Below are 23,010 nucleotides of genomic sequence, written 5' to 3' on the forward strand. Positions count from 1 at the left end.
GATGGGGAGTCGGTCACTTGACGGCTCCGGCCGTCAGGCCGGCGACGAGGTAGCGCTGGAGCAGCAGGAACCCGGCGACCACCGGGACGCTCACCACGAGCGAGGCGGCCATGATCTGGTTCCAGTACACGTTGTTGAGCGTGGAGTAGCCCTGGAGCCCGACGGCGAGCGTGCGCGTGGTGTCGTTGGTCATCACCGACGCGAACAGCACCTCACCCCAAGCGGTCATGAAGGCATAGACGGCGACGGCGACGATGCCGGGGATCGCGGCGGGCACGACCACCCGCAGCAGCGCGCCGAGCGGTCCGCAGCCGTCCACGAGCGCCGCCTCGTCCAGATCGCGCGGCACCGAGTCGAAGTACCCGATCAGCATCCAGATCGAGAACGGCAGGGAGAAAGTGAGATACGTGAGGATCAGGCCGCCGCGCGAGCCGAACAGTGCGATGCCCGTGGCGTTGCCGATGTTGACGTAGAGAAGGAAGAGCGGGAGGAGGAAGAGGATGCCGGGGAACATCTGCGTCGAGAGCACGGTCACCGTGAAGACGCGCTTGCCGCGGAAGCTGTAGCGGCTCACCGCGTACGCCGCGAAGACCGCGATCACCACCGAGCAGACCGTTGCCGCGCCTGCCACGATCAGCGAGTTCACGAAGTACCTCGCCAGCGGGACCGTCGACCAGATGTCGATGTACGGGCGGATCGTCAGCCCGCTCGGCAGCCAGCGGAACTTCCCCGAGACGTCCGCGAGCGGCTTCAGCGAGCTGGAGACCATGACGTACACCGGTACCAGGACGAAGCCGGTGAGCAGGGTGAGGAAGATCCTGCGGGACCAGAGGAAGGACGGCGGGGGAGCCATTGGCGAGCGGGGCGCCTTCGAGGCGCGGGACGCCGTCTGCGCGGTGCTAGACATCGGCCGTCTTCCTTCCTCGGGAGGTCAGCAGCAGGTAGACGCCCGTCACGACGAGCAGGAAGAGCAACAGCAGGACCGACATCGCGGATCCGGTGCCGAAGTTCCAGGTGACGAACGAGGCCTGGTAGATGTGCACCGAGATGAGGTCCGCGGCCTCCGGAGCGGTCCTGCCGAACAGGACGAACGGCGTGTTGAAGTCGTTGAACGTCCACAGGAACAGCACCAGCACCAGCACCTGGTTGACCGGGCGCAGTGACGGCAGGGTGATGCGGCGCAGCTGCTGCCACAGACCGGCGCCGTCGAGGGCGGCGGCCTCGTACAGCTCCCCGGGGATGTTCTGGAGGCCGGCCATGACGATGAGGAACGCGAACGGCCAGCCCTTCCACACCGACACGGTGAGCAGGGCGTAGAAGCTGTTGTCGCCGATGAGCCAGAAGGACGGCTTGTCGGTGAGGTGCAGCTGGTCGTGCAGGACGTGGTTCACCAGGCCGTTGTCGTGCTGGAACATGAACACCCAGGTGATGACCGCCGCGTACACGGGCAGCGCGTACGGGACGAGGAAGAGCGCCCGCAGCAGACCGCGGCCGCGGAAGGAGTCCTGCATGTAGATCGCGGCCGCCGTGCCGATCAGCCAGCACAGGCCCACCGACAGCAGAGTGAAGCCGACGGTGACGAGGAACGAGTGCAGCAGCGCCTTGCCGACGGGCGCGCTGAAGTCCACCGACACCTTGTAGTTGTCGAATCCGGACCAGGGCGCGGTGCCCCAGTCGCGGATGTAGAACTGGGTGAGCTCCTTGAAGCTCATGAAGATGCCGATCACCATCGGCACCAGGTGGACCAGGAGTTCGAGGATCAGGGCGGGCAGGAGCATCAGATAGGGCAGTGCGATGCGCCGGATCCGCCCGGGGCGGCGCGGCCCGCGCGTCGCCCCGGGAGAGTCCTTGGGCACCGCCCGTTCGCCGGAATCGGCGGAGGCGGCGGTCGTGGTGGTCATGAGGGAGTCCGCGCTCACTTCGCAGGCATCTGCTGCTGGGCCTTCTCGAGCTCCGCCTTCACCGACTCCGTGGTCACCGCGCGTCCGGCGGCCGCGTCCGCGAACAGCGCCTTGACGGCCGTACCGATCGTCGTCTCGAACTGGGACTCGTCGGCGACCTGCGGAAGCGCGGCGGCGCTCTTGGCCAGGGTGTCCTTGAGGACCGCGTTCGCCGGGGTGTTGAAGGTGGCGTCCGTCTGGGCCGTCTTCACCGGCGGGATCGAGCTGTACGCCGTGTTGAGGATCTTCTGCTCGGCGTCGCTGGTCATGAACTTCACGAACTTGGTGGCGCCGTCGAGGTTGTGGCTGTTCTTGAAGACGGCCAGGTTGATGCCCGCGACCATCGAGTTGACGTGGGTGCCGGTTCCCGGGGTGCCGGACTGCACGGGGACCGGGGCGATTCCGTACGCGTCATCGCTCATGCCCTGCGACTTGAGGTTGGCGGACGCCGACTGCCACAGCAGCATCGCGTTCTTGCCCTTGGCGAAGTCGCTCACGGACTGGTTCTGCGCGTACTCGGCGTTGCCGGGCGCGATGACCTTGTCCTTCGCCATCAGGTCGATGTACTGCTTGACCGCCGCGACCGTCCCGTCCGAGGTGAAGTCCGGCTTGCCGTCGGCGGTGAAGAAGTCGGCGCCGTGCTGCTTGGCGAAGACGAAGACGTGGTGGATGTTCTCCGAGGGGTTCGAACCCTCGGCCCCCAGGCCCCACTTGCCGCCCCCGGACAGCTTCTTGCCGTCGGCGACCAGCTCGTCCCAGGTGGCCGGCGGCGTCGCCAGCCCCGCGTCGGCGAACATCTTCTTGTTGTAGTAGAGCGCGTACGCCATCGAGTACAGCGGGACCGCGGCCGGGTCCTTGCCCTGCGCGCCCGTCGAGCCGAGCGCCGAGTCGACGAAGCGGTCCTTGCCGCCGATCTTGGCGAAGTTGCTCGCGTCCCACGGCAGCAGCGCGCCGGTGGCCTGCAACGAGGCGCTCCAGGTGTTGCCGATGTTCAGGACGTCGGGGCCCTGGCCCGACGTGGTCGCGGTGAGAATCCGGTTCAGCAGGTCCGACCAGGGGACGACCTCCACCTTCACCTTGATCCCGGACTGCTTCTCGAACTTGTCGAGTTCGGGCTGGAGGACCTTCTTGTCGACCTCGATGCTGGCGCCCTGGTTGGAGGCCCAGTAGGTGAGCGTCTTCGGCGAGTCGTTGGATCCACCGCCCGTCGACGAGCCGCCACCACAGGCGGTCACGGCGGTCAGCAGGGAGACGGTGACCGCACCGGCGGCCGCGGCTCGGATTCTGCGCATGGCTGCGTATGTCCCTTTCCCGGAGGGAGAGCCACGAGAGGCGCCCGCGTTCACTTCTCGAACGACCCTCATGTCTTAATTTAGGACGTGAGTTAAGACCCGGAAGAAAGTCGCGTCAAGGGATCGCGCAGGGGTATCTTGCAGGTCGGGCGGGCCGGAAGGGATTCTCATGGCGGTGCGGAACGGGCGAACAGTGCGTGACCTGCGGCGCGGCAATCGCACTGCCGTGCTGCAACGGTTGTATTTCGACGGCCCCTTGAGCCGCTTCGAGCTGGGCCCGGCCACCGGCCTGAGTTCCGGTTCCATCAGCAACGTGGTCGCTGAACTCGTCGCGGACGGTCTGGTCGAGGAGGCCGGCAGCGTCGACTCCGACGGCGGCCGCCCGCGCACCTTGCTGCGGGTCGTACCCGGCAGCGGCCACATGATCGGCGTCGACGTCGGCGAAACCCGCGTCCGCGTCGAACTCTTCGACCTGACCCTCACCGAACTCGCCCGCACGGAGCGGCCGCTGGAGCGGCAGGGGTACGAGGGTGACTGGGCGTCGCAGGGCGACGGACAGGCTCAGGGGGAGGCCCCGTCGCCGGGCGGCGGCCCGTCGTCGAAGCGTCGGGAGTACGACGTCGATGTCATCGTCGGGCACATCCGGGACGGCGTCGCCGAGGTTTTGGACCAGGCGGGCATCGCTCCCGAGCGACTGCTCGGCGTCGGTATCGGCGTCCCGGGAATCGTCGCCCGCACGCCCGAGGAGGGTGCGGTGGTGCACGGTCAGACGATCGGCTGGGACGCCGTTCCGCTGGAGTCCCTGCTCCGTTCAGCCTGCCAACTCCCCGACACCGTCCCGTACTTCGCGGACAACGGCGCCCGGACCCTGGGCCAGGCCGAGATGTGGTTCGGCGCCGGACGCGGCGCGCGCAACGCGGTCGTCGTCCTCTTCGGCTCGGGCGTCGGGGCCTGTCTGGTCACCGAGGACGTGGAGCACGGCCGCTCGGTGGAGTGGGGCCACCTGACGGTACGGGTCAGGGGGCGCCGCTGCCGGTGCGGTGCCCTGGGCTGCCTGGAGGCGTACGCGGGCGCGGAGGCGCTTCTCGACCGCTGGCGCGAGGAGGGCGGGCGCCCGCCCGAGGGAACCGACGAGGAGACCGCGCTCACCGCGATGCTCACCGCGGCCTACCCGGCCGAGGAGGGTGTCGAGCCCGACCTCGTCGCGCTCGCCGTCCTGGAGGAGACCGCCGAGTACCTGGGCGCGGGCCTGTCCGACCTGATCAACCTCTTCCAGCCCGAGAGGATCCTGATCGGCGGCTGGGCGGGCCTCCAGCTCGGTACCCGCTTTCTGCCCGCCGTCCGCCGGTACGCGGCCTCGTACGCCCTGCGCTATCCGGCCGAGCGCGTCTCCATCGACCTCGGCCGGCTCGGCCCGGACGCGGTCACCGTCGGCGCCGCGATCCTGCCGCTCGCCGACTTCTTCGCGCGGGGCGGCCGACGCGCCGAGCCGGTGAGCGAGAGTCCCTCCCCGGCCTGGCGCACCGCCCTGGAGGAGCGCGCCCCGCACTGACCAGCAGCCGGGGGTTCACGACGCACGGCAGTCGCCCTGCCTGCCCGCAGCAGGGCAGGGACCCTCGAGATCGTCCGGAGGGCCCCTGCCGTCACTCCTTACCGCATCACTTGGCGGGCTTGTAGAAGGCGTAGGTGGCGGAGTAACGGACGCTGATCTGGTCGGTACCGGTGCAGGCGGTGGTGGGTGCGACGCCCCCGTGGGTGTCGAGGCGCTGGACGTAGGAGACGCCGGCGAAGACCCCGGTGCCGCGCGTGGCGGTGGACTGCAGGAGGAGCTCGGGGATGGTGCCGGTCTTGGGGGAGTTGGCGATGGCGGCGGCGTTGACCGCGCTGCCGTCCACCGTGGACACCCAGACGGGGCCGCGGGAGTGGAGGGCGAGGGGGCGGCGGGAGCGGTCGTTCCTGGCCCACAGCGTGGCGGCGGGTTCCAGCAGCTTCCAGGCGCCGTCGGCGCAGGTGTAGGTCTGGACGCCTGCGGCGGAGAAGACGCCGGTGAGCCGGTTGCCGTCGGGGACCTTCAGTGCGGCGGGAGCGTCGACGCCGGTGCGGGCGGGCTGCGAGGTCGCGGCCTGCCCGACCGTCGCGCCGAACAGCGTGCCGGCGGTCACGGCGGCGACAGCCGTCGTGGTGAGGATGAGACGCTTGGCGAGCTTCATCGGGTTTGTCTCCAGAACGTTTTCTGAACGAGGTCGAGTGGCACCGCGGTGGCTGGGCGGGCTGTCGTCGGTGCGCACACGGCCACGCCCTGTTCTTCGGCGTTCTTCGGCGTTCTTCGGCCGTGATGGACCGGGTGACAGCCCCGGCGTCCTGACGGATCCGGCCGCGGAGTCGAGCGCGCGGCGCGATGACGCCGGGGCCCTGGGCCGGCCAGGATTTCCCGGTGGGGATCAGCACGCCTCACGAGTAGGGAGTCTCGCCGCAGGGGTTTCGGCTCGACGAGGGTCTATGGGGCACGTGGCAGGGCACGCCGCCGCGTACTAGGGGCGTTCGACGGCCAACGGGTTCGTGTTCCGGTTCCGCCACCACGGCACCAGCTGGACGAGGCCGAACACCACCTCGACGCCGAAGAACAGCCACAGCAGCCGCAGGGCACCGTGGGCCAGCGCGTACGCCTGCCACGCCGCGAACAGCGTGCGCGCGATGCCGTCGAGCAGTCCGTGCACCGGCAGCGGCCGGACGATGCGCAGGACGGCCCAGACCACCACGACCGAGCCCATCAGATTCGCGTACAGGGTCTGCACCGGGTCGAGTTCGGGCAGGGCTCCCAGCCCGAGCGCGTTGCCCGACGACGACAGCGCATCGTGCACCAGCGCGTACGTCCAGGGCGTCGCGAAGCCCGCCGTGACGACGAGGTCGTACCAGGCGCTTGCCCGTACGGCGCGAAGATAGGCGGGGCGTTCGGGGGCGAGGGTCCGGATCACGATGAGGCTCCAACTGGTCTCGGGACAGCGACGCCTCACGCTAAACAGTGGAGTACGGTCCAAGGTCAAGCCCGCCGTCCGATGGAGGGACATGCGTATCGGAGAGCTCGCCGCGCGGGCGGGCATGAGCAGAGACACCATTCGGTTCTACGAGAAGGTCGGCCTCGTCACGGGGCGGCGGCTGGCCAACGGCTATCGCGACTTCCCGCCCGAGGTGGTGCCCTGGTTGCACTACGTCCGCACCGCGCAGACGCTGGGATTCTCGCTCGCGGAGATCGCGCGGCACGGCGAGGAGTTGCGGGAGGCGCCGGACTCCGCGGCAGCGCTGTCCGTGCTGTTCGAGCAGAAGATCCAGGTCATCGACGCCCGCATGGCCGAACTCGCCACCCTGCGGACCGAACTCGCCACGCGCGTCGACACCGGATGCCCGTTGCGGGCCATCGGCCGACCTCGCTGACCACGAGGTGACATGACCTCGGGGGTAATCGACCCCGCCCCGGCCCTCCGGAACCATGAAGGACGTACCCACTCGTCCAGCCACCGGATTCCGGGAGGTATCCCATGCCGTACTTCGAGAGCCCCGTCGATGGCACCCGACTACACTTCGTCGACTACGGTCCCGCCACCGGGCAGGTCATCGTGTTCGTCAACAGCGCCTACTTCGGCACGGAGATGTGGGAGTACCAGATGCTGCCGCTCGCCGAGGAGGGCTACCGGTGCGTCGGCTTCGACCGGCGCGGCCACGGCCGGTCCGACGACGTGTGGGGCGGGTTCGACCTCGACACTCTGGCCGACGACGTCGACGGGCTGCTGCGCCACCTCGACCTGTCCGGGGTGACACTGGTCGGGCACTCCATCGGCACCGCGGAAGTCGTACGCTGCCTGACCCGGCACGGCGTCGAGCGGGTGGCGAGGGTGGCACTCGTCGCGGGCATGGCGCCCGGGGCCGTCCGGTCCGCGGACCATCCGGAGGGCGTCGACCCGGGCGTCGTCGAGGCAGGCAACGAGGTCTTCCGCCGCGACCGGGCCGCCTTCTTCGTGGACGGGGCCCGCTCGTTCTTCGCCCTCGACCTCCCCGGGAACGAACTCTCCCCGGCCTATGTACAGTCCATGATCGACCGCTGTCATGGCGCCACCGCGCGCGGCGGGGCGGCGTTGGGGGACCTCGCGGCCACCCTGAACGTCGCCCCCGAACTGGCCAAGCTCGACCTGCCCGCACTGGTCGTGCACGGCACCCACGACACGTCGGCGCCGCTGGACCTGACCGGCCGCCGGGCGGCCGAACTGCTCCCCAACGGCACACTCAAGGTCTACGAGAACGCGGGCCACGGCCTCTTCGCCACGCACGCGGAACAACTCCTCGCGGATCTGTGGGAGTTCACGGCCCGAGGCTGACGCCCCGGGCGCGTCACGCGAACGCGTTCACCCCGGTCAGCTCCGCCGACAGCGTCCACAGCCGCGCGGCCTGCTCGGGGTCGATCGCGTAGTCCCGTACGCCGGTGCGCTCGCCGCCGGCCGAAGCGACCTCGGCGATGTCGCAGTCCTCGCAGTACACCCCGCCGAGGCCGGCCAACTGGGGTGAGGTCGCGGCCCACACCTGGGTCGCCGCACCCTCCTGGGGCGACTTGAAGCCGGACGGGTTCAGCGGGTTGCCGTCCTCGTCGATCCAGCCGCGCTCCACCATCTCCTCCTTGGCGAGGTGACGCTGCAGCGGGGTGAGGATGCCGCCGGGATGGAGGGCGAAGGCCCGTACGCCGGACTCCCGGCCGAGCCGGTCGAGGTGGACGGCGAACAGGACGTTCGCGGTCTTCGCCTGCCCGTACGCCTCCCACTTGTCGTAGCCGGTGCGCCAGTGCACGTCGTCCCAGCGGATCCCCGAGTTGTGGTGACCGCCCGAGGAGACGGAGACGACCCGTGCGCCGCCCGGCTCGATCGCGGGCCACAGACGGTTCACGAGCGCGAAGTGGCCGAGATGGTTGGTCGCGAACTGGGCCTCCCAGCCGGGACCGACGCGGGTCTCCGGGCAGGCCATGATTCCGGCGTTGTCGATGACGATGTCGATGGTGCGGCCGGAGGCGAGGAAGCGTTCGGCGAAGGCGCGGACTCTGTCGAGGTCGCCGAGGTCGAGCTCGTCCACCTCGACCCCCTCGATGCCCTTCACCGCCTCCCGGGCCACGTCCGGGCGGCGCGCCGGAACGACGACGTGGGCGCCCGCCTTGGTGAGCGCGCGGGTGGTCTCCAGACCGAGTCCCGAGTACCCGCCGGTGACGATCGCGAGCTTCCCGGTCAGGTCGACGCCCTGGAGGACGTCGTCGGCGGTGCTGTGGGCGCCGAACCCCGAGCCGATCTTGTGCTGTGCAGTGGTCATGTTCCGACGCTACGGATTGGAGAGCACTCGAAGTCAAGCGGAGGCAGCCGCCCACGGCGGGGGCGGCAGGGCGGGGCGGCAGCGCACGGCGGGCCGGGCCTGGCGCCGGACATGGAAAGGCCCCGACCGGACGGGGGAATCTCGGTCGGGGCCGTCTGTGGTGGGCACGGATGGCGGTCACCTCTCGGCGAGAGGCTCCACAGGGCTTCAGCCGAACGATCGTCCCTGTGGGCAAAAGGTGAGGCCCGGGGACACTGTCCCATCCGCACCCACGGTTGGTTTAACGGGGAACTACCGAGGGGTGTTCCCGCGTGACCTGGGCAGGAGCGGTGATCTGCGTCACCCGGAGGGGGCAGGGGGGCGGACGGTTCTCGGGTCGCCGTGCGACTTCAGGCGTCCGGGGGCTCGGGCGCGGTTTTGCTCTCGCCGCCCAGCCTACGCCCGTCAGGTGCTGGTCACACGGGTCGGCGCCGTCCGCGACCGGGTCCAGGCCAGCAGCTCGTCCTCGCTCCAGGTCGTGATCACGCGCTCGGCGGGCACCCCGCACTCCTCGGCCCGCGCGCAGCCGTGGATCTGCCAGTCGAGCTGGCCGGGGGCGTGCGCGTCGGTGTCGATCGAGAAGAGCACACCCGCGTCGAGCGCCCGGCGCAGAAGCGGGCGCGGTGGGTCGAGACGTTCCGGGCGGCAGTTGATCTCCACGGCGGTACCGGACTCCGCGCAGGCGGCGAAGACCGCGTCCGCGTCGAACTCCGACTCGGGCCGCCGCCGCTCGGTGAGCAGCCGGCCGGTGCAGTGCCCGAGCACGTCCGCGAGCGGATTGCGTACGGCGGTGACCATACGGCGGGTCATCGACCTGGCGTCCATGCGCAGCTTGGAGTGCACCGACACCACCACGACGTCCAGCGACTCCAGCAACTCCGGCTCCTGGTCGAGCGATCCGTCGTCGAGGATGTCGCACTCGATGCCGGTGAGCAGCCTGAAGGGGGCCCACCGGCGGTTGAGCTCCGCCACCACCGCCACCTGCTCGCGCAGCCGCTCGGGGGACAGGCCCCGTGCCACGGTCAGCCGCGGCGAGTGGTCCGTGAGCACCGCCCACTCGTGCCTGAGGCGCGCGGCGGTCCGGCCCATCTTCTCGATCGGGCTGCCGCCGTCCGACCAGTCGGAGTGCAGATGGCAGTCGCCGCGCAGCAGCGCCCGCAGGTGTTCACCGCCCTCGGCGAGGGGGCCCGCGGCCTCCTGTTCCAGCGTCTCCAGATAGCCGGGCGGCTGACCGGCCACCGCCTCGCGCACGACCTGCGCCGTCTTCGGTCCGATGCCCTTCAGCGACTCCAGGGTTCCGGCGGCGAGGCGCCGGTCGACCTCCCCGGCGGGCAGCGCGGCCAGCACGGCCTCCGCGGTGCGGAAGGCCCGTACGCGATAGGTGGGGGCCTGGGTGCGCTCCAGCAGGAACGCGATCCGGTCCAGGGCCTCGACGGGATCCATCGGCACCACCTTCCGTGAGCCTTTCGCCCCTTTCAAGCCCTTCAAGCCTTGCCCAGCCGCCGTCGGCCCGCACGGCGGAGTGTCACTCGCCTGGACCCGCTCGCGGGAATCGATCTACGTTCTAGTACGCTCTAGGCATGACCGAAATCTCGAGTCCCCACATCTCCTACCCGCGGGTCATGGTGCTCGGGGTGCAGCCGTGCGACCCGCCGTTTCGGATCGTGGAGATCGACGGGGAAATGGTCGGCGAGGCGAAGTCGATCACCGATGTCCTGACGTTCGCGGGCTCCCAGGGGATCCATATCCACGATCTCGACGACCCGGACGTGGTGCGCTGGGTGGGCGGCGACAAGTTCACCTGGGCGGCACACCACGGCCGGTCCGGCGGATCAGGGCACTAGGGCCGGTCCGGCGGACCAAGGCGCCAGGGCCGGTCCGGCGGATCAGGCCGCGGCGCCGGACAGCTGAGCTGAGCCGAGGCGCGGGGAGCGCGCGGATCTCGGGGTTCGCGCCGGTGTGAGCTGTCGCGGGAGGAATGACCCCGCACCCCAGGAAAGATCAGCAAAGGGCGGGAACCCGGCATGGGCCGATGCCCGCGAGGGCACGGTTGATCTTGCCGGGTGATCGCGACCGCCCCGGCGCCCCCTCTTCCCTTCGGGAGTCGTCATGCCCCGTGGCTTCGCCGTGCCCGCCGCCGCCCTCCTCGCCTCGACCGGTCTGCTGGCCTCGACCGCCCTCCTCGCCGCCGTACCGGCGAGCGCGGCGACGCACGGCGCGTCGCGGGCCGGAGACGTGTGCTTCTGGACCGCCGCCGGACAGCACGGCTCGTCGTGGTGCTACAGCCCACCGGGCTATACGGACGTCCCGGAGTTCCTGCACGACAAGGCCGCATCCTTCAGGTCCCACGCCGACACCGCCGTGTACGCCATCGACTGGGGCCGCGGCACCTGCTACGCCCGGCTGATCCGGGCGCACGACCTGGCCGACAACTGGCCCTGGGGCGCCCGGCTCGACGGCGTCGCCGACACCATGATGGGGTGCGAGGTCGGCTGACCCGTGCGACTCCTTCGCGCGTTCGCCGCCGTCGCGCTCGCGGTGCTGGCGTTGACGGGGTGCTCGACGGCGACGGCGCAGCGGGCCGTGCCCCCGCTGCCCAGGACCGAGCGCGACCGCGACGACCTCATCGACACCGCCCAGCAGGTGCTCGTCGACCGCTGTCTGGCCCGGCAGGGACTGACCCTCCCGAACGCCTCGGCCCCGCAGGACCACAGCGCCTCGGCCCCGCGGGACCGCCGACTGCAGGGCGCCCTCTTCGGCCGCGGCCACCCCGAGCTCTCCGTCACCCTCGCCACCGGCTACACCGTCACCGCACACACGGACGGCTGCCTCGCCGCTGCCGAGCGCGATCTCTACGGCGACCAGCGGCTCTGGTTCCGTACTCGGGTCGTGGTGAACAACCTGCGGGCCGAGGCTCAGCAGCGCATGAAGCGCGACCCCGACTACCGCGCCGCGACCGCCCGCTGGACCCGCTGTGTCACCCCGGCGCACGGGGCCCGACCCGGCCGCCCCGACCCCGCCGTCTCCACGCGCTGTGCACGTGAGAGCGGCCTCACCCGGCTGCGGGCGCGGCTGGAACCGGCCCTGCTGGCCCAGGTCCGCGCCGAGCGGCACGGACAACTGACCACCTACCGGCAGCTGCGCACCCGCGCACTGCGCCGCGCGGCGGATCTGTACGCCGAGCGGACCGTCCAGGCAACCCTGAAGAAAGGCAGTGACCCTTCGTGATCACCCAGCGTCTCGCCCTCTCCGCCGCAGCGGCCCTGCTCGCCCTCACCGGCGGTCTCGCCCTGGCCACCCCCTCCGGCGCGGCCGACTGTCCCAGCGGCAACTTCTGCGTCTGGGAGAACGCCAACTTCGACGGCCAGCGGGCCAACTGGTCGGGGGACGACGGGTGGTGGGAGAGCTGGATCGCCGACACCGATTCCTCCTGGGCCAACCACGGCATCTCGGGCCCCGGCGTCAAGGACCACGTGAAGGTCTACGAGGACGCCTGGCAGGGCGGCGCCATGACCATCTGTCTCGGACCGGGTGAGGAGGTCGGCTACAACGCCGTGGCGAACGACCGCGGTGACTCGCACACCTGGTCCATGGGCTGCTGAGAGGCCGCCCCCCAGTCGATCGCCCCCAGTCGATCGACTCCGGCCGATCAACGCCGTCCGCCCGCGGTGGGGGCCGCGGGCGGACGGTCATGGCGTGCGGCCCCTCATGCCTTCGGGGCCCCGCGCCGATTGCGCCGGCCCTGCCGACGGCGCTTGGGATGCACCGCCCGGCCGATCCGCCGTCCCAGCAGCAGATAACCCACCAGCGCTCCGGACGTGTTGAGGATGACATCGTCGATGTCGAAGGCGCGTCCGGTGATCAGCGTGCCCTGGACCAACTCGACCAGCAGCATCACCACCGCGGTGAGCAGCAGAACGCGCAGGATCCCCCGGGCCTTGGGAATCAGCACGGGCACCAGCACGCCGAACGGCACACCGAGCACGACGTTCCCGCCGATCTGCTTCACGGCGTCACGCAGCGCCGGCTGGTCGAGATAGGCCCGCAGAGAACTGCCGGGGTGCAGATTGGTGTGGATCAGCGCCTTCGACGCCGGTGACGGCTCCAGCGTCAGGCGGGCCAGCGCGACCGCGAACGCCACCATGGCCACGAAGGCCAGCAGCATCACGAGCAGCCGCACGGGCAGCGGGAGCGCCTTGCGCTCCTGCGCGGGTACCGATGACCGTCGACCGGATTTCGCTGTACCGGTGGTGCGCAGGGTGCTCATGAGTGACGCCGTACGGACCATTCGATTCTCCCGGTTTCAACTGTTCTGCAGGTAAGGGCGGTTACCCGCGAAGCGCCCTTCGATGCCGAGCCCGTCGTGTTACGGAAGGGTCTTCTCCGGGTCCGGTGGGGCGACGGCCTCGCCCCACCGGACCCTCGCCCGAGTGCGGCCCGGCTCAGGCGCCGTAGCTCACGCTCACCTCCTTGAAGCCGAGGGAGCGCAGCAGGCCGTCGAGCATGCCGGTGGTGTTCGCCTCGGCCCGCTTGGTGAGCTCGCTGTCCTTCGCCGCGTCGCCGATGTGCTTGACCGCGAGCTTCTGCACGGCCTGTTCGCTGTCCGGGTTGTCGGAGAAGAAGTCGCCGAGCCGGTCGAGCAGACCACGCTGTTTGGAGACCGCGTACGAACGGCTGGGGTCGAGTGCGGGCTTGCCGAGGAACGCGTGCGGCAACCGCAGGGTGGCCGTGGTGCGGTCGGCGTCGACCGTCACGTCCTTCTTGGCGAGCGAACCGAGGTCGACATACGCCTCGACCGTGCCGGCCCCCACGTACAGCGTGCGGGTGCCGCGGATCGCGTCGGGCAGGTACTTGGCATCCTTCTCCAGGTCCACCACCACCTGGAAGTTGCCCGAGGCTGCGTCGTAACGGCTCATGTCCTGGATCGACTTGAGGAGGGCTGGTCCGGAGCGGTCGTGCGTCTGGGTGCCGAACAGGTCGCGCAGCCCAGGCAGAACGGCCAGGCGCAGCCCGGCGAACAGCACCACGAGCACCAGCACGACGGCAGTGATCGCCTTGGCCCACGCGGGCATGCGCTTGGGCAGGCGCTTGATGGACGTCGTCATTCGACGGTCCTCCTTCCTGCTCACCGGATGCCCCCCAAATCACCTACTAGGCCGCCCTGTTGGCGGATTGACGTCGCTGACGGGGAGCGCGGGCGGGAGCGCGTCCACTCCGGCGGCACCGGTCACCGCACATCGCCGTACGCCGCATGAGCGCCGCGTCCGGCGGCCGTACCGCATCCGCCGCACTACACGCGGCGGTCCCCCGACGGGCGGGACCACCAGACCCCTTCGCCGTGGGTGAGCCCCGGCAGTCGCAGCTCGACCTCCCGTACCTGCCGGGCCGGCAGCTCGCCGGTGACGAGCCAGCAGGTCCGGCCGCCGGTCGTCTCCCCGAACCGTGCGCCGTGCGCGGCGAGCCGAGCCGTGACCGGGGCCAGCGCATCGAGCGGGAGCTCCACCTCGAAGGCGTGGTACGGCTCGTACACCCGCGTCCCCGCCCGCTCCAGCGCGCGGCGCAGCACGACCGGGGTGAGGCCGCGGAAGTCGGCGGCCGTGCTGAGCGGCGCGACGAATCCGGAACGGACGAGCGTCACCCGGTAGTCGGTGACAGGACGGCCGTGCCGACCGGAGAGCAGGGTCGCGTGGACCGTGTCCTCGATCGCCTGGTGGAAGGCCCGGGGCAGGGCGCCGAGCTCGGTCTCGTACGTGAAGACGCCGCCGGAACCGTGCGGTCCGGGCTCGATCCGCAGCCCGACCGTGGCCCAGAATCCGGCGTGCCCGTGCCGCTGGATCTCCTCGCAGGCCTCGCCGGTGCCGTCCGGCCGTTCCAGGAACCGCACCCGGCTCGGCTCGAACTCCGCCTCGATGCCGAAGTCCTGGGCGAGCGTGGCCGCCAGGACCTCCTTCTGCACCTCGCCGTAGAGGAGGAGCGCGGTGCTGCCGGACGCGGCGGGCCTGGCGTGCATCAGCGGGTCCTGGTCGGCCAGCGCGAGGAGGGCCGAGCGCAGCGGGGCCGCCTGGTCGGGGTGCCGGGCCCGGACGAGGGTCTCCAGGGTCGGCGCCGCGAACTGCGGCGCACGGTCGGTGACCTCACCGAGCCGGTCGCCGACGCGGATGCCGGCGACGCCCCGGAGCGCGGCGATGTTGCCCGCGGTCAGGGCGGCGGCCCCCGGCCGCCCCACGACCTCCAGTTCCCGGGCCCGGCCAGGGACCTGTGTGGTGCGCCCGTCGGCCTCGCGCCGGGTGAACACGAGCCGCTGACGACGCGTCACTTCACCGCCGTACAGCCGCAGATACGCCGTGCGCTCGCCGCCGGGTCCGGGGCGCACGGCGAAGACCGTGCCCCGTGGCTCGGCGGAGTCGGAGGCCGTCGGGCGCGGGACGAGCCGGCTCAGCCCCTCGACCAGCTCGGTGACCCCTTGCCCACCCAGGGCGGACCCGAAGAAGACCGGGTGGAGGGAGCCGCCGGCGGTGCGCGCGACGAGCGCGGCCGCCAGGTCGTCCGGGGTCGGCGCGGGGCCGTCCACGACCGCGGCGAGGACGTCCGTGTCCACCTCCGCGAGTGTGCCGGCCGCCGTCTCGTCCAGCGGACGCGGGACGAGACGGGCACGCGCGGTGCCGAGGCCGCGCACACCGACGAGCGGGACGACGTACGGCGTGAGGCGGCGCCGGATGTCGTCGAGGAGTCCCGCCTCCCGCGCACCCGCCCGGTCGATCTTGTTGACGAAGATCAGGGTGGGCAGCCCGAGCCGTCGCAGGGTCTTCATCAGGACGCGTGTCTGTGCCTGTACGCCCTCCACGGCGGACAGGAGCAGCACGGCGCCGTCGAGGACCTCCAGGGCGCGCTCGACCTCGGCGATGAAGTCGGCGTGCCCGGGGGTGTCGATGAGGTTGATCTGGACGTCGCCGGCGGTGAAGGCGGCGACGGCCGAGCGGATGGTGATCCCGCGCCGGCGCTCGATCTCCCCGTCGTCCGTGCGGGTGTCACCGGCGTCGACGCTGCCGAGCCGGTCGATGGCGCCGGCGTCGAAGAGCAGCCGCTCGGTGAGGCTGGTCTTACCCGCGTCGACGTGGGCCAGAATGCCGATGTTCAGAGTGTCCATGCGTGGTCGAGTCCTCGGGAACAGTCGTCCGGTGGGGGCGCTGAGAAGTTCCGAGGAATCGGCGCATGTCGTTCTCCCATGGGTGGGGGGCGCTGGCGGGACCATCCTGGCGTATGCCCCGTGACCGTGCGCAACCGAATTTCCCCCGGTGGGAGTACCTGGGCTGGGCCCAGTAGCATGAGGCACGCATCCCGGGTCGATCATGCCAACCGGCGGCGCACCCGGATCGATCTTGCGAGGAGCGGTCGTGCGTGACATCGCCGTGTTCAGCGGTAGTGCCCATCCCGAGCTGGCGGCAGAGGTCTGCGCCCATCTCGGCGTGCCCCTCAGCCCGACCCGGGTCAGCCGGTTCGCCAACGACTGCCTGGAGGTCCAGCTCCAGGCCAACTGTCGCGAGCGCGATGTGTTCCTCGTGCAACCGCTGGTCACCCCCGTGCAGGAGCACCTCGTCGAACTGCTGATGATGTGCGACGCGGCGCGTGGTGCCTCCGCAGGGCGGATCACCGTGGTCATGCCTCATTATTCGTATGCCCGTTCGGACAAGAAGGACATGCCGCGGATCTCCATGGGCGGTCGGCTGGTCGCCGACCTGCTGGTGGCGGCCGGGGCCAGCCGCGTCCTCGCGATGACGCTGCACTCCCCGCAGGTCCACGGGTTCTTCTCGGTGCCGGTCGACCATCTGCATGCCCTGCGGGAGCTCGCCGCGCACTTCCGCGGTCACGATCTGTCGCGTACGACGGTCGTGTCGCCGGACCTGGGCAACGCCAAGGAGGCCGCGGCCTTCGCCCGGCTGATCGGCGCCCAGGTGGCGGCCGGTGCCAAGCAGCGGTTCGCCGACGACCGGGTGAGCATCAGCTCCGTCATCGGTGAGATCACCGGGCGCGATGTCATCGTCCTCGACGACGAGATCGCCAAAGGCAGTACCGTCCTCGAACTCCTGGAGCGGCTGCGGGAGTTGGGGCCGCGGTCCATCCGGGTCGCCTGCACCCACGGGCTGTTCGCGGCAGGCGCGCTCAAGCGGCTGAGCGAACAGGAGGACGTCCTGGAGATCGTGTGCACCAACACCGTGCCGGTGCCGGACGAGGAGCACACCGAGAAGCTGCGGATCCTGTCCATCGCCCCGGCGCTCGCCGAGGCCGTGCGCCGCATTCACAACGGTGAGTCCGTCAGCGCCCTGTTCGACGCGCCCCCGAGCGAATAAACAGGAAGGGCGACCCTTCCTGACCTCGTTCAGCGTTCGGTACCTCGCTCGGCCCCCCGCCAGGAAGCGGCGCAGCAACGCTCGGCGTCACCCAGGCGATCAGGAGGGCTCGCAGTGGCGAAGGCGAAGTTCGAGCGGACCAAGCCGCATGTCAACATCGGCACCATCGGGCACATCGACCACGGGAAGACGACACTCACGGCGGCCGTGACGAAGGTTCTGCACGACCGGTTTCCCGACCTGAACCCCTTCACGCCGTTCGACCAGATCGACAAGGCGCCGGAGGAACGCCAGCGCGGCATCACCATCTCGATCGCTCATGTCGAGTACCAGACGGAAGCCCGACACTACGCGCACGTCGACTGTCCGGGGCACGCCGACTACATCAAGAACATGATCACCGGGGCCGCGCAGATGGACGGCGCGATCCTGGTGGTCGCGGCGACGGACGGGCCGATGCCGCAGACCAAGGAACATGTGCTGCTCGCCCGGCAGGTCGGCGTCCCGTACATCGTCGTCGCCCTCAACAAGACGGACATGGTCGACGACGAGGAGATCCTGGAACTCGTCGAGCTCGAGGTGCGTGAGCTGCTCACCGAGTACGAGTTCCCCGGCGACGACGTTCCGGTCGTCCAGGTCTCCGCGCTCAAGGCGCTGGAGGGCGACCCGAAGTGGAGTGCCTCCGTTCTCGAACTGCTCGCGGCCGTCGACGAGTTCGTGCCCGAGCCGGTCCGGGACGTCGACCGGCCCTTCCTGATGCCGATCGAGGACGTCTTCACCATCACGGGTCGCGGCACGGTCGTCACCGGCCGGATCGAGCGCGGGGTGCTGAAGGTCCACAACGAGGTCGAGATCATCGGCATCCACGAGCAGAAGACGAGGACGACCGTCACGGGCATCGAGATGTTCCGCAAACTCCTCGACGAGGGCCGGGCGGGGGAGAACGTCGGCCTGCTGCTGCGCGGGGTCAGGCGCGACGACGTGGAGCGGGGGCAGGTCGTGATCAGGCCGGGTTCGGTCACCCCGCACACGCAGTTCGAGGCGCGGGCGTACATCCTGTCGAAGGACGAGGGCGGACGGCACACGCCCTTCTTCGACAACTACCGGCCGCAGTTCTACTTCCGCACGACGGACGTGACGGGTGTCGTGACTCTTCCCAGGGGCACGGAGATGGTCATGCCGGGTGACAACACCACCATGAACGTGCAGCTCATCCAGCCCATCGCCATGGAGGAAGGCCTGAAGTTCGCCATCCGGGAGGGCGGCAGGACGGTAGGGGCGGGGCAGGTGACCAAGATCCTGAAGTGAGCGAGGGGGAACCGGCCGAGGTCACACGGTCCGGTCGGCAGGGGTCATAACGTGCCCGACGTGGCTTCCGGCTGCCCCAGCGCCGCGTCCAGCGACGCCGAGGGCGGCAGGAGCTTGGCCAGGCCGGTCACCTTGAGGACGCGCAGTGTCAGCGGCCGGGTGCAGATCAGGTGCAGCCGGCCGCCCCGGTCGAGAACGCGGCTCCTGGCGCGGTAGAGCAGGCGCAGCCCGGAGCAGTCGAAGAATTCCACGGGCCGCAGGTCGATCACGATCTGCGGCTCCGGATGACCCGTCAGGGCGTCCAGGTACGGCGTGATCTCCAGCGCCGCGACGATGTCGATCTCCCCGTGGAGCTCCAGCACCGTGTGACCCCGGTCCAGGCGGACGCGCAGATGGGGGGTGGGCGGTGCGGGGTCGTACGTCACGGCGACATCGCCTCCAACCGGCTGCTGACCCACTCCTGGCGGCAGGGCCCGCAAAACCGTTCCCTGCTCTGCAAGTTACCCTCGTTGGAGTGAATTCCAGCATGTTCGATTGACATATGTCTGTGATTTGGAGGGTGAGTCGCCCCTCGGGTCGGCCACGCGGATCACGACAGAGCGTGCCACGCCTTGGACAGAGCCTGGCGGAACTGATCCCTCTGGTGTGCGCTGAGCTCGCGCACCATGCGTTCCTCCAGCTCACGTACCGCGTCGGTGTACCGCGCGAGGAGTTCGCGCCCCTCGTCGGTGAGCAGGATCAGCAGCTCGCGCCGGTTGTGCGGATTGCGCTCGCGGCGGATCAGTCCGCGGTTCTCCAGTGAGCGCACCAGGTCGGCCATCGACTGCGCGGTCACGAAGGAGTCCCGCGCGAGCTGTGCCGCCGAGAGGCCGTCGTGTCGTTCCAGCACGGTGAGTGACGTGTACTGCAGTGCGGTGATCCCCGCCGGCTTCACCAGTTCGTCGAGGTGGGAGCGCACGACGAGCTCTACCTGCTTGACCATGTAGAGCAGGGATGGAGGTGCCTTCGTTACCTGGGTGCCGACCATGGGTTCAGCCTAAGGCATTGACAGGAAACCTGTCCGTAATGAGACTGCGGACCAACAGGAATCCTGTTGGTTGAAATCTTGCCGATCAAGGCTGAGGAGTGGGCAATGACGACCACCTTCGAGAGCGGGCCCGGGCGGCTGTTCATCGGCGGACAGTGGCGCGAGGCGGCCGACGGAGCGCGTACGGACGTGATCGACCCGTCCACCGGCCAGGTGGTCACGACGGTCGCCGAGGCGGGTGCGGCGGACGTGGACGCCGCCGTACGCGCCGCACGGGAGGCCTTCGACCACGGCCCCTGGGCCGGTCTGAGCGGACGGGAGCGGGGCAGGGTGCTGCACCGCGTCTCGGAGCTCATCCGCGAGAACGCCGACGAGCTCGCCGCCCTGGAGAGTCTCGACGTCGGCAAGCCCATATCCCTGTGCCGCCCCGTCGACGTGCTCACGGCGGCCGACGAGTACGAGTACTGTGCCGCGCTCGCCCAGACCCTGGACGGCGCCACCCGCGACACCCCGCTGGGCGCCTTCGCCTACACGCGCCGGGGACCGCTCGGCGTGGTCGCCGCGATCACGCCCTTCAACTTCCCGCTGATCCTCTCCAGTTCGAAGCTCGCCCCGGCTCTCGCGGCCGGGAACACCGTGGTGCACAAGCCCGCCGACGAGACCCCGCTCAGCGCCCTGTACATGGCCCGCCTGCTCCAGGAGGCCGGGGTCCCGGACGGTGTGGTGAACGTCGTCACCGGCAGCGGACCGGTCGCGGGCGAGGCCCTGCTGCGCAACCCCGGCATCGACAAGCTCGCCTTCACCGGTTCGACCGCCGTCGGCCGGCACGCCGCGAGCGTCGCGGGCGAGGCGCTCAAGCCGGTCACCATGGAACTGGGCGGCAACGCGGCCCACGTCGTCTTCGAGGACGCCGACCTGGAGAAGGCGGTCGGCGCGGTCATCAAGGGATTCGTCTTCAACACCGGGCAGTTCTGCATGGGCGGCCCGCGGCTGCTGGTGGCACGCTCGGTGTACAGCACCCTGCTGAACATCCTCGCCGACGCCGTCCCCGGCGTCCCGGTCGGCGACCCCCGCGCCCCCGAGACCGTCGTCGGTCCGATGGCGGGGGAGAAGCATCTCCGGAAGGTCGAGGAGTACGTCGAACTGGCCCGCAAGGAGGGCGCCCGCATCGTCTGCGGCGGTGAGCGGCTCGACCTGAACGGCGGCTACTACTACAGGCCCACGGTCCTCGCGGGCCTGCCGAACGACTCCCGCGTGATTCAGGAGGAGATCTTCGGCCCGGTCCTCACCGTCCAGCCCTTCGACAGCGAGGACGAGGCCGTCGAACTTGCCAACTCCACCCCGTACGGCCTGGCTTCGGGCATCCAGACCACCGACCTCACCCGCGCGCACCGCGTCGCCGACCGGCTCCAGGCGGGCATCGTCTGGATCAACGACTGGGCGATGCTCGACCCCGCGGTCCCCTTCGGCGGGGTCAAGGACTCCGGTTTCGGCCGGGAGTACGGGCCCGAGGCCCTCGCCTCCTACACCAAGGTCAAGTCCGTCGTCGTCTCGCTCGACTGAACCGCGCACCATCACCAAAGGGAGTTCGTACGATGTCCACCCCCACCCGCGCGGCCGTGGTCGAGTCCTCAGGCGCGCCGTTCACGCTCGCCGATGTCCAACTCGACGAGCCCGGCTCCGGTGAAGTCCTCGTCCGTATGGTGGCGACCGGCCTGTGCCACACCGACCTCGGTGTGGCGAGCGGCGGTCTGCCCTTCCCCCTGCCCGGCGTCCTCGGCCACGAGGGAGCGGGCGTCGTCGAGGCCGTCGGACCGGACGTCACCGGCGTCGCCCCCGGCGACCATGCCGTCCTGTCCTTCACCTCCTGCGGCGGCTGCCACAACTGCCGCGACGGACACCCCGCCTACTGCGCCACCTGGCTGCCGCTGAACCTCATCGGCGGCCGGCGCGCCGACGGCACCAGCACGATCAGCCGCGCCGGGACCCCGCTCGGCGGACACTTCTTCGGGCAGTCCTCCTTCGCCGAGCGGGCGCTGGTCGACGCGCGCAGCCTGGTGAAGGTCGACCCCGATGTGCCGCTGGAGTCCATCGCCCCCCTGGGCTGCGGGGTGCAGACCGGGGTCGGTGCGGTCTGGAACGTGCTGAAGCCCAGGCTCGGCGACGCCCTCGTCGTGCTGGGCGCCGGTGCGGTCGGCCTGTCCGCGGTGATGGCCGCCGCCCTGACCCCCGCCACAAGGATCATCGCGGTCGACCGGGTCGCCGAACGCCTCATCCTGGCAAAGGAGTTGGGTGCGACGCACACGATCGACGCGGGCGAGGCCGACCTCGGCGAGGCCGTCGCGCTGCTGACGGACGGTCACGGTGCCGACGGTGTTGTCGAGACCACCGGCAGCGTCGCCGTACTGCGCCAGGGCGCCGACGCGCTCGCCGCGCGCGGCACCCTGGTCGTGGTCGGCGCCCCGCCCTTCGGTACCGAAGTCGCCCTGGACGTCAACGGGTTGATCCCCGGCAGGCGGATCGTCGGCCTCACCCTCGGGGACGGCGAGACCCAGACCTTCATCCCCGCGCTGGTCCAGCTCGTGAAGGAGGGGCGGCTCCCGCTGCACCGCCTGATCAGCCACTATCCGTTCGCGGACATCGAGCAGGCGGTGCGGGACATGAAGGCGGGCAAGACGATCAAGCCCGTACTGACCTTCTAGCCGACAACCTGTGGTCGCCTTCTGGGCGACAACCCGTACTCGCCTTCTAGTCGACCGTGAGCACGAGCTTCCCCGTGGTCCGGCCGGTGTCGCCGAGCGCGTGTGCCTCAGCGGCATCGGCCAGCGGGAACGTCCCGGCGATCGTCGCGCGCAGCTTGCCCGCGTCGACGAGGTCCGCGACCGCCCGCATGCCCGCGTGGTCCGCCTCCACCAGCATCCGCGCCGCCCGCACACCGAGCGCCGCGGCTTCCTTGTAGAGCTCCTGCGACCCCATCGGCAGGATCGACACCACGATCCCGCCCTCGCGCAGCACCCGCAGCGAACGGAAGGTGTTCTCCTCGCCGATCGTGTCCAGGACGACATCGACGTCGCGGACCGCCTCGGTGAAGTCGGTCTCCCGGTAGTCGATCAGCTCGTCGGCGCCGAGGCCGCGCAGGAACGCGTGCTTGCCCGCGCTCGCCGTGCCGATCACATATGCGCCGCGCGCCTTGGCGATCTGCACGGCCACATGCCCGACGCCGCCGGCCGCGGCGTGGATCAGCACCCGCTGCCCCGGCCGCAGATCGGCCGTGTCGACCAGCGCCTGCCAGGCGGTCAGCGAGACCAGCGGCAGGGCGCCCGCCTCCGTGTGGTCGATCCCGGCCGGCTTGGGCGCGAAGGAGCGGGCGGGCGCGGCGACGTACTCGGCGTGCGAGCCGTGCCCGAACGGGTAGGGCAGCATGCCGAAGACCTCGTCGCCGGGCTCGTACAGGGTGACGCCGACGCCGACGGCCTCCACCACTCCGGAGACGTCCCAGCCCAGGACGAAGGGCGGCTGTCCCAGGAACCCGCCCGTCGCCCGGTGCTTCCAGTCGGTCGGGTTGACCCCGGCCGCCCGCACCCGCACCAGTACCTCGCTCGGCCCGGGGGTCGGCCGCTCGGTCTCCACTTCCTTGAGTACCTCGGGCCCGCCGAGGACGTCCTGACTGATCGCGCGCATCGTGTTCGTAGTGCTCATGAACACAGCGTGCC

The 23,010-nt window shown here is 70.4% G+C and carries 24 protein-coding genes; 11 read left to right on the forward strand and 13 right to left on the reverse strand.

All coding sequences use genetic code 11. The features are described 5' to 3' along the window. Positions 1–13 precede the first annotated feature (13 nt). From ACIRA5_RS44085 to ACIRA5_RS44095, 3 genes are read right to left on the reverse strand one after another with little or no spacing between them, the layout of a single operon-like run. Entirely contained in the window at positions 14–907 is an 894-nt protein-coding gene (locus ACIRA5_RS44085; protein WP_403701398.1) for a carbohydrate ABC transporter permease, read from the reverse strand. Next, positions 900–1,901, reverse strand: a complete 1,002-nt coding sequence (locus ACIRA5_RS44090; protein WP_403701401.1) for a carbohydrate ABC transporter permease — start codon at positions 1,899–1,901, stop codon at positions 900–902. Before ACIRA5_RS44090 ends, ACIRA5_RS44085 begins: the two co-directional genes overlap by 8 nt. A gap of 14 nt (positions 1,902–1,915) precedes the next feature. Beyond that, on the reverse strand, positions 1,916–3,232 hold the full coding sequence (locus ACIRA5_RS44095) for an ABC transporter substrate-binding protein (RefSeq protein WP_403701404.1): 1,317 nt from the start codon (positions 3,230–3,232) through the stop codon (positions 1,916–1,918). Between the two features lie 169 nt (positions 3,233–3,401). Here ACIRA5_RS44095 and ACIRA5_RS44100 point away from each other — a divergent pair, with 169 nt between their 5' ends. Then, positions 3,402–4,784, forward strand: a complete 1,383-nt coding sequence (locus ACIRA5_RS44100) for an ROK family protein (RefSeq protein WP_403701407.1) — start codon at positions 3,402–3,404, stop codon at positions 4,782–4,784. 106 nt (positions 4,785–4,890) lie between these two features. On the opposite strand, the gene ACIRA5_RS44105 is transcribed toward ACIRA5_RS44100, so the two are convergent. Continuing rightward, positions 4,891–5,442: a DUF3455 domain-containing protein gene (locus ACIRA5_RS44105; protein WP_403701410.1), complete on the reverse strand. Its 552-nt coding sequence runs from the start codon at positions 5,440–5,442 to the stop codon at positions 4,891–4,893. Positions 5,443–5,763: 321 nt separating this feature from the next. Next, positions 5,764–6,207, reverse strand: a complete 444-nt coding sequence (locus ACIRA5_RS44110) for a hypothetical protein (RefSeq protein ID WP_403701413.1) — start codon at positions 6,205–6,207, stop codon at positions 5,764–5,766. Between the two features lie 91 nt (positions 6,208–6,298). On the opposite strand from ACIRA5_RS44110, the gene ACIRA5_RS44115 reads away from it, so the two are divergent. Together ACIRA5_RS44115 and ACIRA5_RS44120 are read left to right on the forward strand one after the other, a co-directional pair. After that, positions 6,299–6,664, forward strand: a complete 366-nt coding sequence (locus tag ACIRA5_RS44115; protein WP_403701417.1) for a MerR family transcriptional regulator — start codon at positions 6,299–6,301, stop codon at positions 6,662–6,664. 104 nt (positions 6,665–6,768) lie between these two features. Next, positions 6,769–7,602 (forward strand): alpha/beta fold hydrolase, encoded by an 834-nt coding sequence (locus ACIRA5_RS44120; RefSeq protein ID WP_403701420.1) that lies wholly within the window; start codon positions 6,769–6,771, stop codon positions 7,600–7,602. A 13-nt stretch (positions 7,603–7,615) separates the two neighbouring features. Here the strand turns inward: ACIRA5_RS44120 and ACIRA5_RS44125 are convergent, their stop codons facing one another. Both ACIRA5_RS44125 and ACIRA5_RS44130 read right to left on the reverse strand, forming a co-directional pair. Then, entirely contained in the window at positions 7,616–8,575 is a 960-nt protein-coding gene (locus ACIRA5_RS44125; protein WP_403701423.1) for an SDR family NAD(P)-dependent oxidoreductase, read from the reverse strand. Positions 8,576–9,019: 444 nt separating this feature from the next. Beyond that, positions 9,020–10,057 carry a PHP domain-containing protein gene (locus ACIRA5_RS44130; protein WP_403701425.1) on the reverse strand — a complete coding sequence of 346 codons (1,038 nt, stop codon included), beginning with the start codon at positions 10,055–10,057 and terminating at the stop codon, positions 9,020–9,022. 137 nt (positions 10,058–10,194) lie between these two features. Between ACIRA5_RS44130 and ACIRA5_RS44135 the strand changes: the two genes are divergently transcribed. From ACIRA5_RS44135 to ACIRA5_RS44150, 4 genes are all read left to right on the forward strand, one after another. Continuing rightward, positions 10,195–10,458 carry a hypothetical protein gene (locus ACIRA5_RS44135; RefSeq protein WP_403701428.1) on the forward strand — a complete coding sequence of 88 codons (264 nt, stop codon included), beginning with the start codon at positions 10,195–10,197 and terminating at the stop codon, positions 10,456–10,458. A gap of 265 nt (positions 10,459–10,723) precedes the next feature. After that, positions 10,724–11,110: a hypothetical protein gene (locus tag ACIRA5_RS44140; protein ID WP_403701431.1), complete on the forward strand. Its 387-nt coding sequence runs from the start codon at positions 10,724–10,726 to the stop codon at positions 11,108–11,110. 3 nt (positions 11,111–11,113) lie between these two features. Further along, positions 11,114–11,842, forward strand: coding sequence for a hypothetical protein (locus tag ACIRA5_RS44145; protein WP_403701434.1), 729 nt, complete (start codon positions 11,114–11,116; stop codon positions 11,840–11,842). Then, positions 11,839–12,216 carry a peptidase inhibitor family I36 protein gene (locus ACIRA5_RS44150; RefSeq protein WP_067360281.1) on the forward strand — a complete coding sequence of 126 codons (378 nt, stop codon included), beginning with the start codon at positions 11,839–11,841 and terminating at the stop codon, positions 12,214–12,216. Before ACIRA5_RS44145 ends, ACIRA5_RS44150 begins: the two co-directional genes overlap by 4 nt. Positions 12,217–12,320: 104 nt before the next feature. Here the strand turns inward: ACIRA5_RS44150 and ACIRA5_RS44155 are convergent, their stop codons facing one another. From ACIRA5_RS44155 to otr(A), 3 genes are all read right to left on the reverse strand, one after another. After that, entirely contained in the window at positions 12,321–12,902 is a 582-nt protein-coding gene (locus tag ACIRA5_RS44155) for a VanZ family protein (RefSeq protein WP_403701437.1), read from the reverse strand. Between the two features lie 154 nt (positions 12,903–13,056). Beyond that, entirely contained in the window at positions 13,057–13,719 is a 663-nt protein-coding gene (locus ACIRA5_RS44160) for a DUF4230 domain-containing protein (RefSeq protein WP_403701440.1), read from the reverse strand. Positions 13,720–13,904: 185 nt separating this feature from the next. Beyond that, positions 13,905–15,761: a tetracycline resistance ribosomal protection protein Otr(A) gene (otr(A), locus tag ACIRA5_RS44165; RefSeq protein ID WP_403701443.1), complete on the reverse strand. Its 1,857-nt coding sequence runs from the start codon at positions 15,759–15,761 to the stop codon at positions 13,905–13,907. A 247-nt stretch (positions 15,762–16,008) separates the two neighbouring features. Between otr(A) and ACIRA5_RS44170 the strand changes: the two genes are divergently transcribed. Together ACIRA5_RS44170 and tuf are read left to right on the forward strand one after the other, a co-directional pair. Then, positions 16,009–16,962, forward strand: coding sequence for a ribose-phosphate pyrophosphokinase (locus ACIRA5_RS44170; RefSeq protein ID WP_266418006.1), 954 nt, complete (start codon positions 16,009–16,011; stop codon positions 16,960–16,962). A gap of 114 nt (positions 16,963–17,076) precedes the next feature. Continuing rightward, entirely contained in the window at positions 17,077–18,270 is a 1,194-nt protein-coding gene (gene tuf / locus ACIRA5_RS44175) for an elongation factor Tu (protein WP_403701446.1), read from the forward strand. Between the two features lie 44 nt (positions 18,271–18,314). Here tuf and ACIRA5_RS44180 read toward each other — a convergent pair whose 3' ends face one another. Together ACIRA5_RS44180 and ACIRA5_RS44185 are read right to left on the reverse strand one after the other, a co-directional pair. Continuing rightward, entirely contained in the window at positions 18,315–18,695 is a 381-nt protein-coding gene (locus ACIRA5_RS44180) for an anti-sigma factor antagonist (RefSeq protein ID WP_403701449.1), read from the reverse strand. 164 nt (positions 18,696–18,859) lie between these two features. Further along, a complete protein-coding gene (locus ACIRA5_RS44185; protein WP_403701452.1) occupies positions 18,860–19,297 on the reverse strand; it encodes a MarR family winged helix-turn-helix transcriptional regulator in 438 nt (145 codons plus the stop codon). Between the two features lie 105 nt (positions 19,298–19,402). Here ACIRA5_RS44185 and ACIRA5_RS44190 point away from each other — a divergent pair, with 105 nt between their 5' ends. Further along, the gene (locus tag ACIRA5_RS44190) at positions 19,403–20,860 is read left to right on the forward strand and encodes an aldehyde dehydrogenase family protein (RefSeq protein ID WP_403701455.1); all 1,458 of its coding nucleotides are present in this window, start codon (positions 19,403–19,405) and stop codon (positions 20,858–20,860) included. Between the two features lie 32 nt (positions 20,861–20,892). Further along, the gene (locus ACIRA5_RS44195) at positions 20,893–21,999 is read left to right on the forward strand and encodes an NAD(P)-dependent alcohol dehydrogenase (protein ID WP_403701458.1); all 1,107 of its coding nucleotides are present in this window, start codon (positions 20,893–20,895) and stop codon (positions 21,997–21,999) included. A 46-nt stretch (positions 22,000–22,045) separates the two neighbouring features. On the opposite strand, the gene ACIRA5_RS44200 is transcribed toward ACIRA5_RS44195, so the two are convergent. Continuing rightward, positions 22,046–22,996 carry an NADP-dependent oxidoreductase gene (locus ACIRA5_RS44200; RefSeq protein WP_403701461.1) on the reverse strand — a complete coding sequence of 317 codons (951 nt, stop codon included), beginning with the start codon at positions 22,994–22,996 and terminating at the stop codon, positions 22,046–22,048. Positions 22,997–23,010: the final 14 nt, after the last annotated feature.

It is taken from the genome of Streptomyces sp. NPDC096311 (assembly GCF_044763085.1).
Taxonomy (GTDB): domain Bacteria; phylum Actinomycetota; class Actinomycetes; order Streptomycetales; family Streptomycetaceae; genus Streptomyces.

Bases quoted from the DNA above. Each gene is read 5' to 3' on its own strand.
- ACIRA5_RS44085 (WP_403701398.1), bottom strand. From the start codon at position 907: ATGTCTAGCACCGCGCAGACGGCGTCCCGCGCCTCGAAGGCGCCCCGC.
- ACIRA5_RS44090 (WP_403701401.1), bottom strand. From the start codon at position 1,901: ATGACCACCACGACCGCCGCCTCCGCCGATTCCGGCGAACGGGCGGTG.
- ACIRA5_RS44095 (WP_403701404.1), bottom strand. From the start codon at position 3,232: ATGCGCAGAATCCGAGCCGCGGCCGCCGGTGCGGTCACCGTCTCCCTG.
- ACIRA5_RS44100 (WP_403701407.1), top strand. From the start codon at position 3,402: ATGGCGGTGCGGAACGGGCGAACAGTGCGTGACCTGCGGCGCGGCAAT.
- ACIRA5_RS44105 (WP_403701410.1), bottom strand. From the start codon at position 5,442: ATGAAGCTCGCCAAGCGTCTCATCCTCACCACGACGGCTGTCGCCGCC.
- ACIRA5_RS44115 (WP_403701417.1), top strand. From the start codon at position 6,299: ATGCGTATCGGAGAGCTCGCCGCGCGGGCGGGCATGAGCAGAGACACC.
- ACIRA5_RS44120 (WP_403701420.1), top strand. From the start codon at position 6,769: ATGCCGTACTTCGAGAGCCCCGTCGATGGCACCCGACTACACTTCGTC.
- ACIRA5_RS44125 (WP_403701423.1), bottom strand. From the start codon at position 8,575: ATGACCACTGCACAGCACAAGATCGGCTCGGGGTTCGGCGCCCACAGC.
- ACIRA5_RS44130 (WP_403701425.1), bottom strand. From the start codon at position 10,057: ATGGATCCCGTCGAGGCCCTGGACCGGATCGCGTTCCTGCTGGAGCGC.
- ACIRA5_RS44135 (WP_403701428.1), top strand. From the start codon at position 10,195: ATGACCGAAATCTCGAGTCCCCACATCTCCTACCCGCGGGTCATGGTG.
- ACIRA5_RS44140 (WP_403701431.1), top strand. From the start codon at position 10,724: ATGCCCCGTGGCTTCGCCGTGCCCGCCGCCGCCCTCCTCGCCTCGACC.
- ACIRA5_RS44155 (WP_403701437.1), bottom strand. From the start codon at position 12,902: ATGGTCCGTACGGCGTCACTCATGAGCACCCTGCGCACCACCGGTACA.
- ACIRA5_RS44160 (WP_403701440.1), bottom strand. From the start codon at position 13,719: ATGACGACGTCCATCAAGCGCCTGCCCAAGCGCATGCCCGCGTGGGCC.
- ACIRA5_RS44185 (WP_403701452.1), bottom strand. From the start codon at position 19,297: ATGGTCGGCACCCAGGTAACGAAGGCACCTCCATCCCTGCTCTACATG.
- ACIRA5_RS44190 (WP_403701455.1), top strand. From the start codon at position 19,403: ATGACGACCACCTTCGAGAGCGGGCCCGGGCGGCTGTTCATCGGCGGA.
- ACIRA5_RS44195 (WP_403701458.1), top strand. From the start codon at position 20,893: ATGTCCACCCCCACCCGCGCGGCCGTGGTCGAGTCCTCAGGCGCGCCG.
- ACIRA5_RS44200 (WP_403701461.1), bottom strand. From the start codon at position 22,996: ATGAGCACTACGAACACGATGCGCGCGATCAGTCAGGACGTCCTCGGC.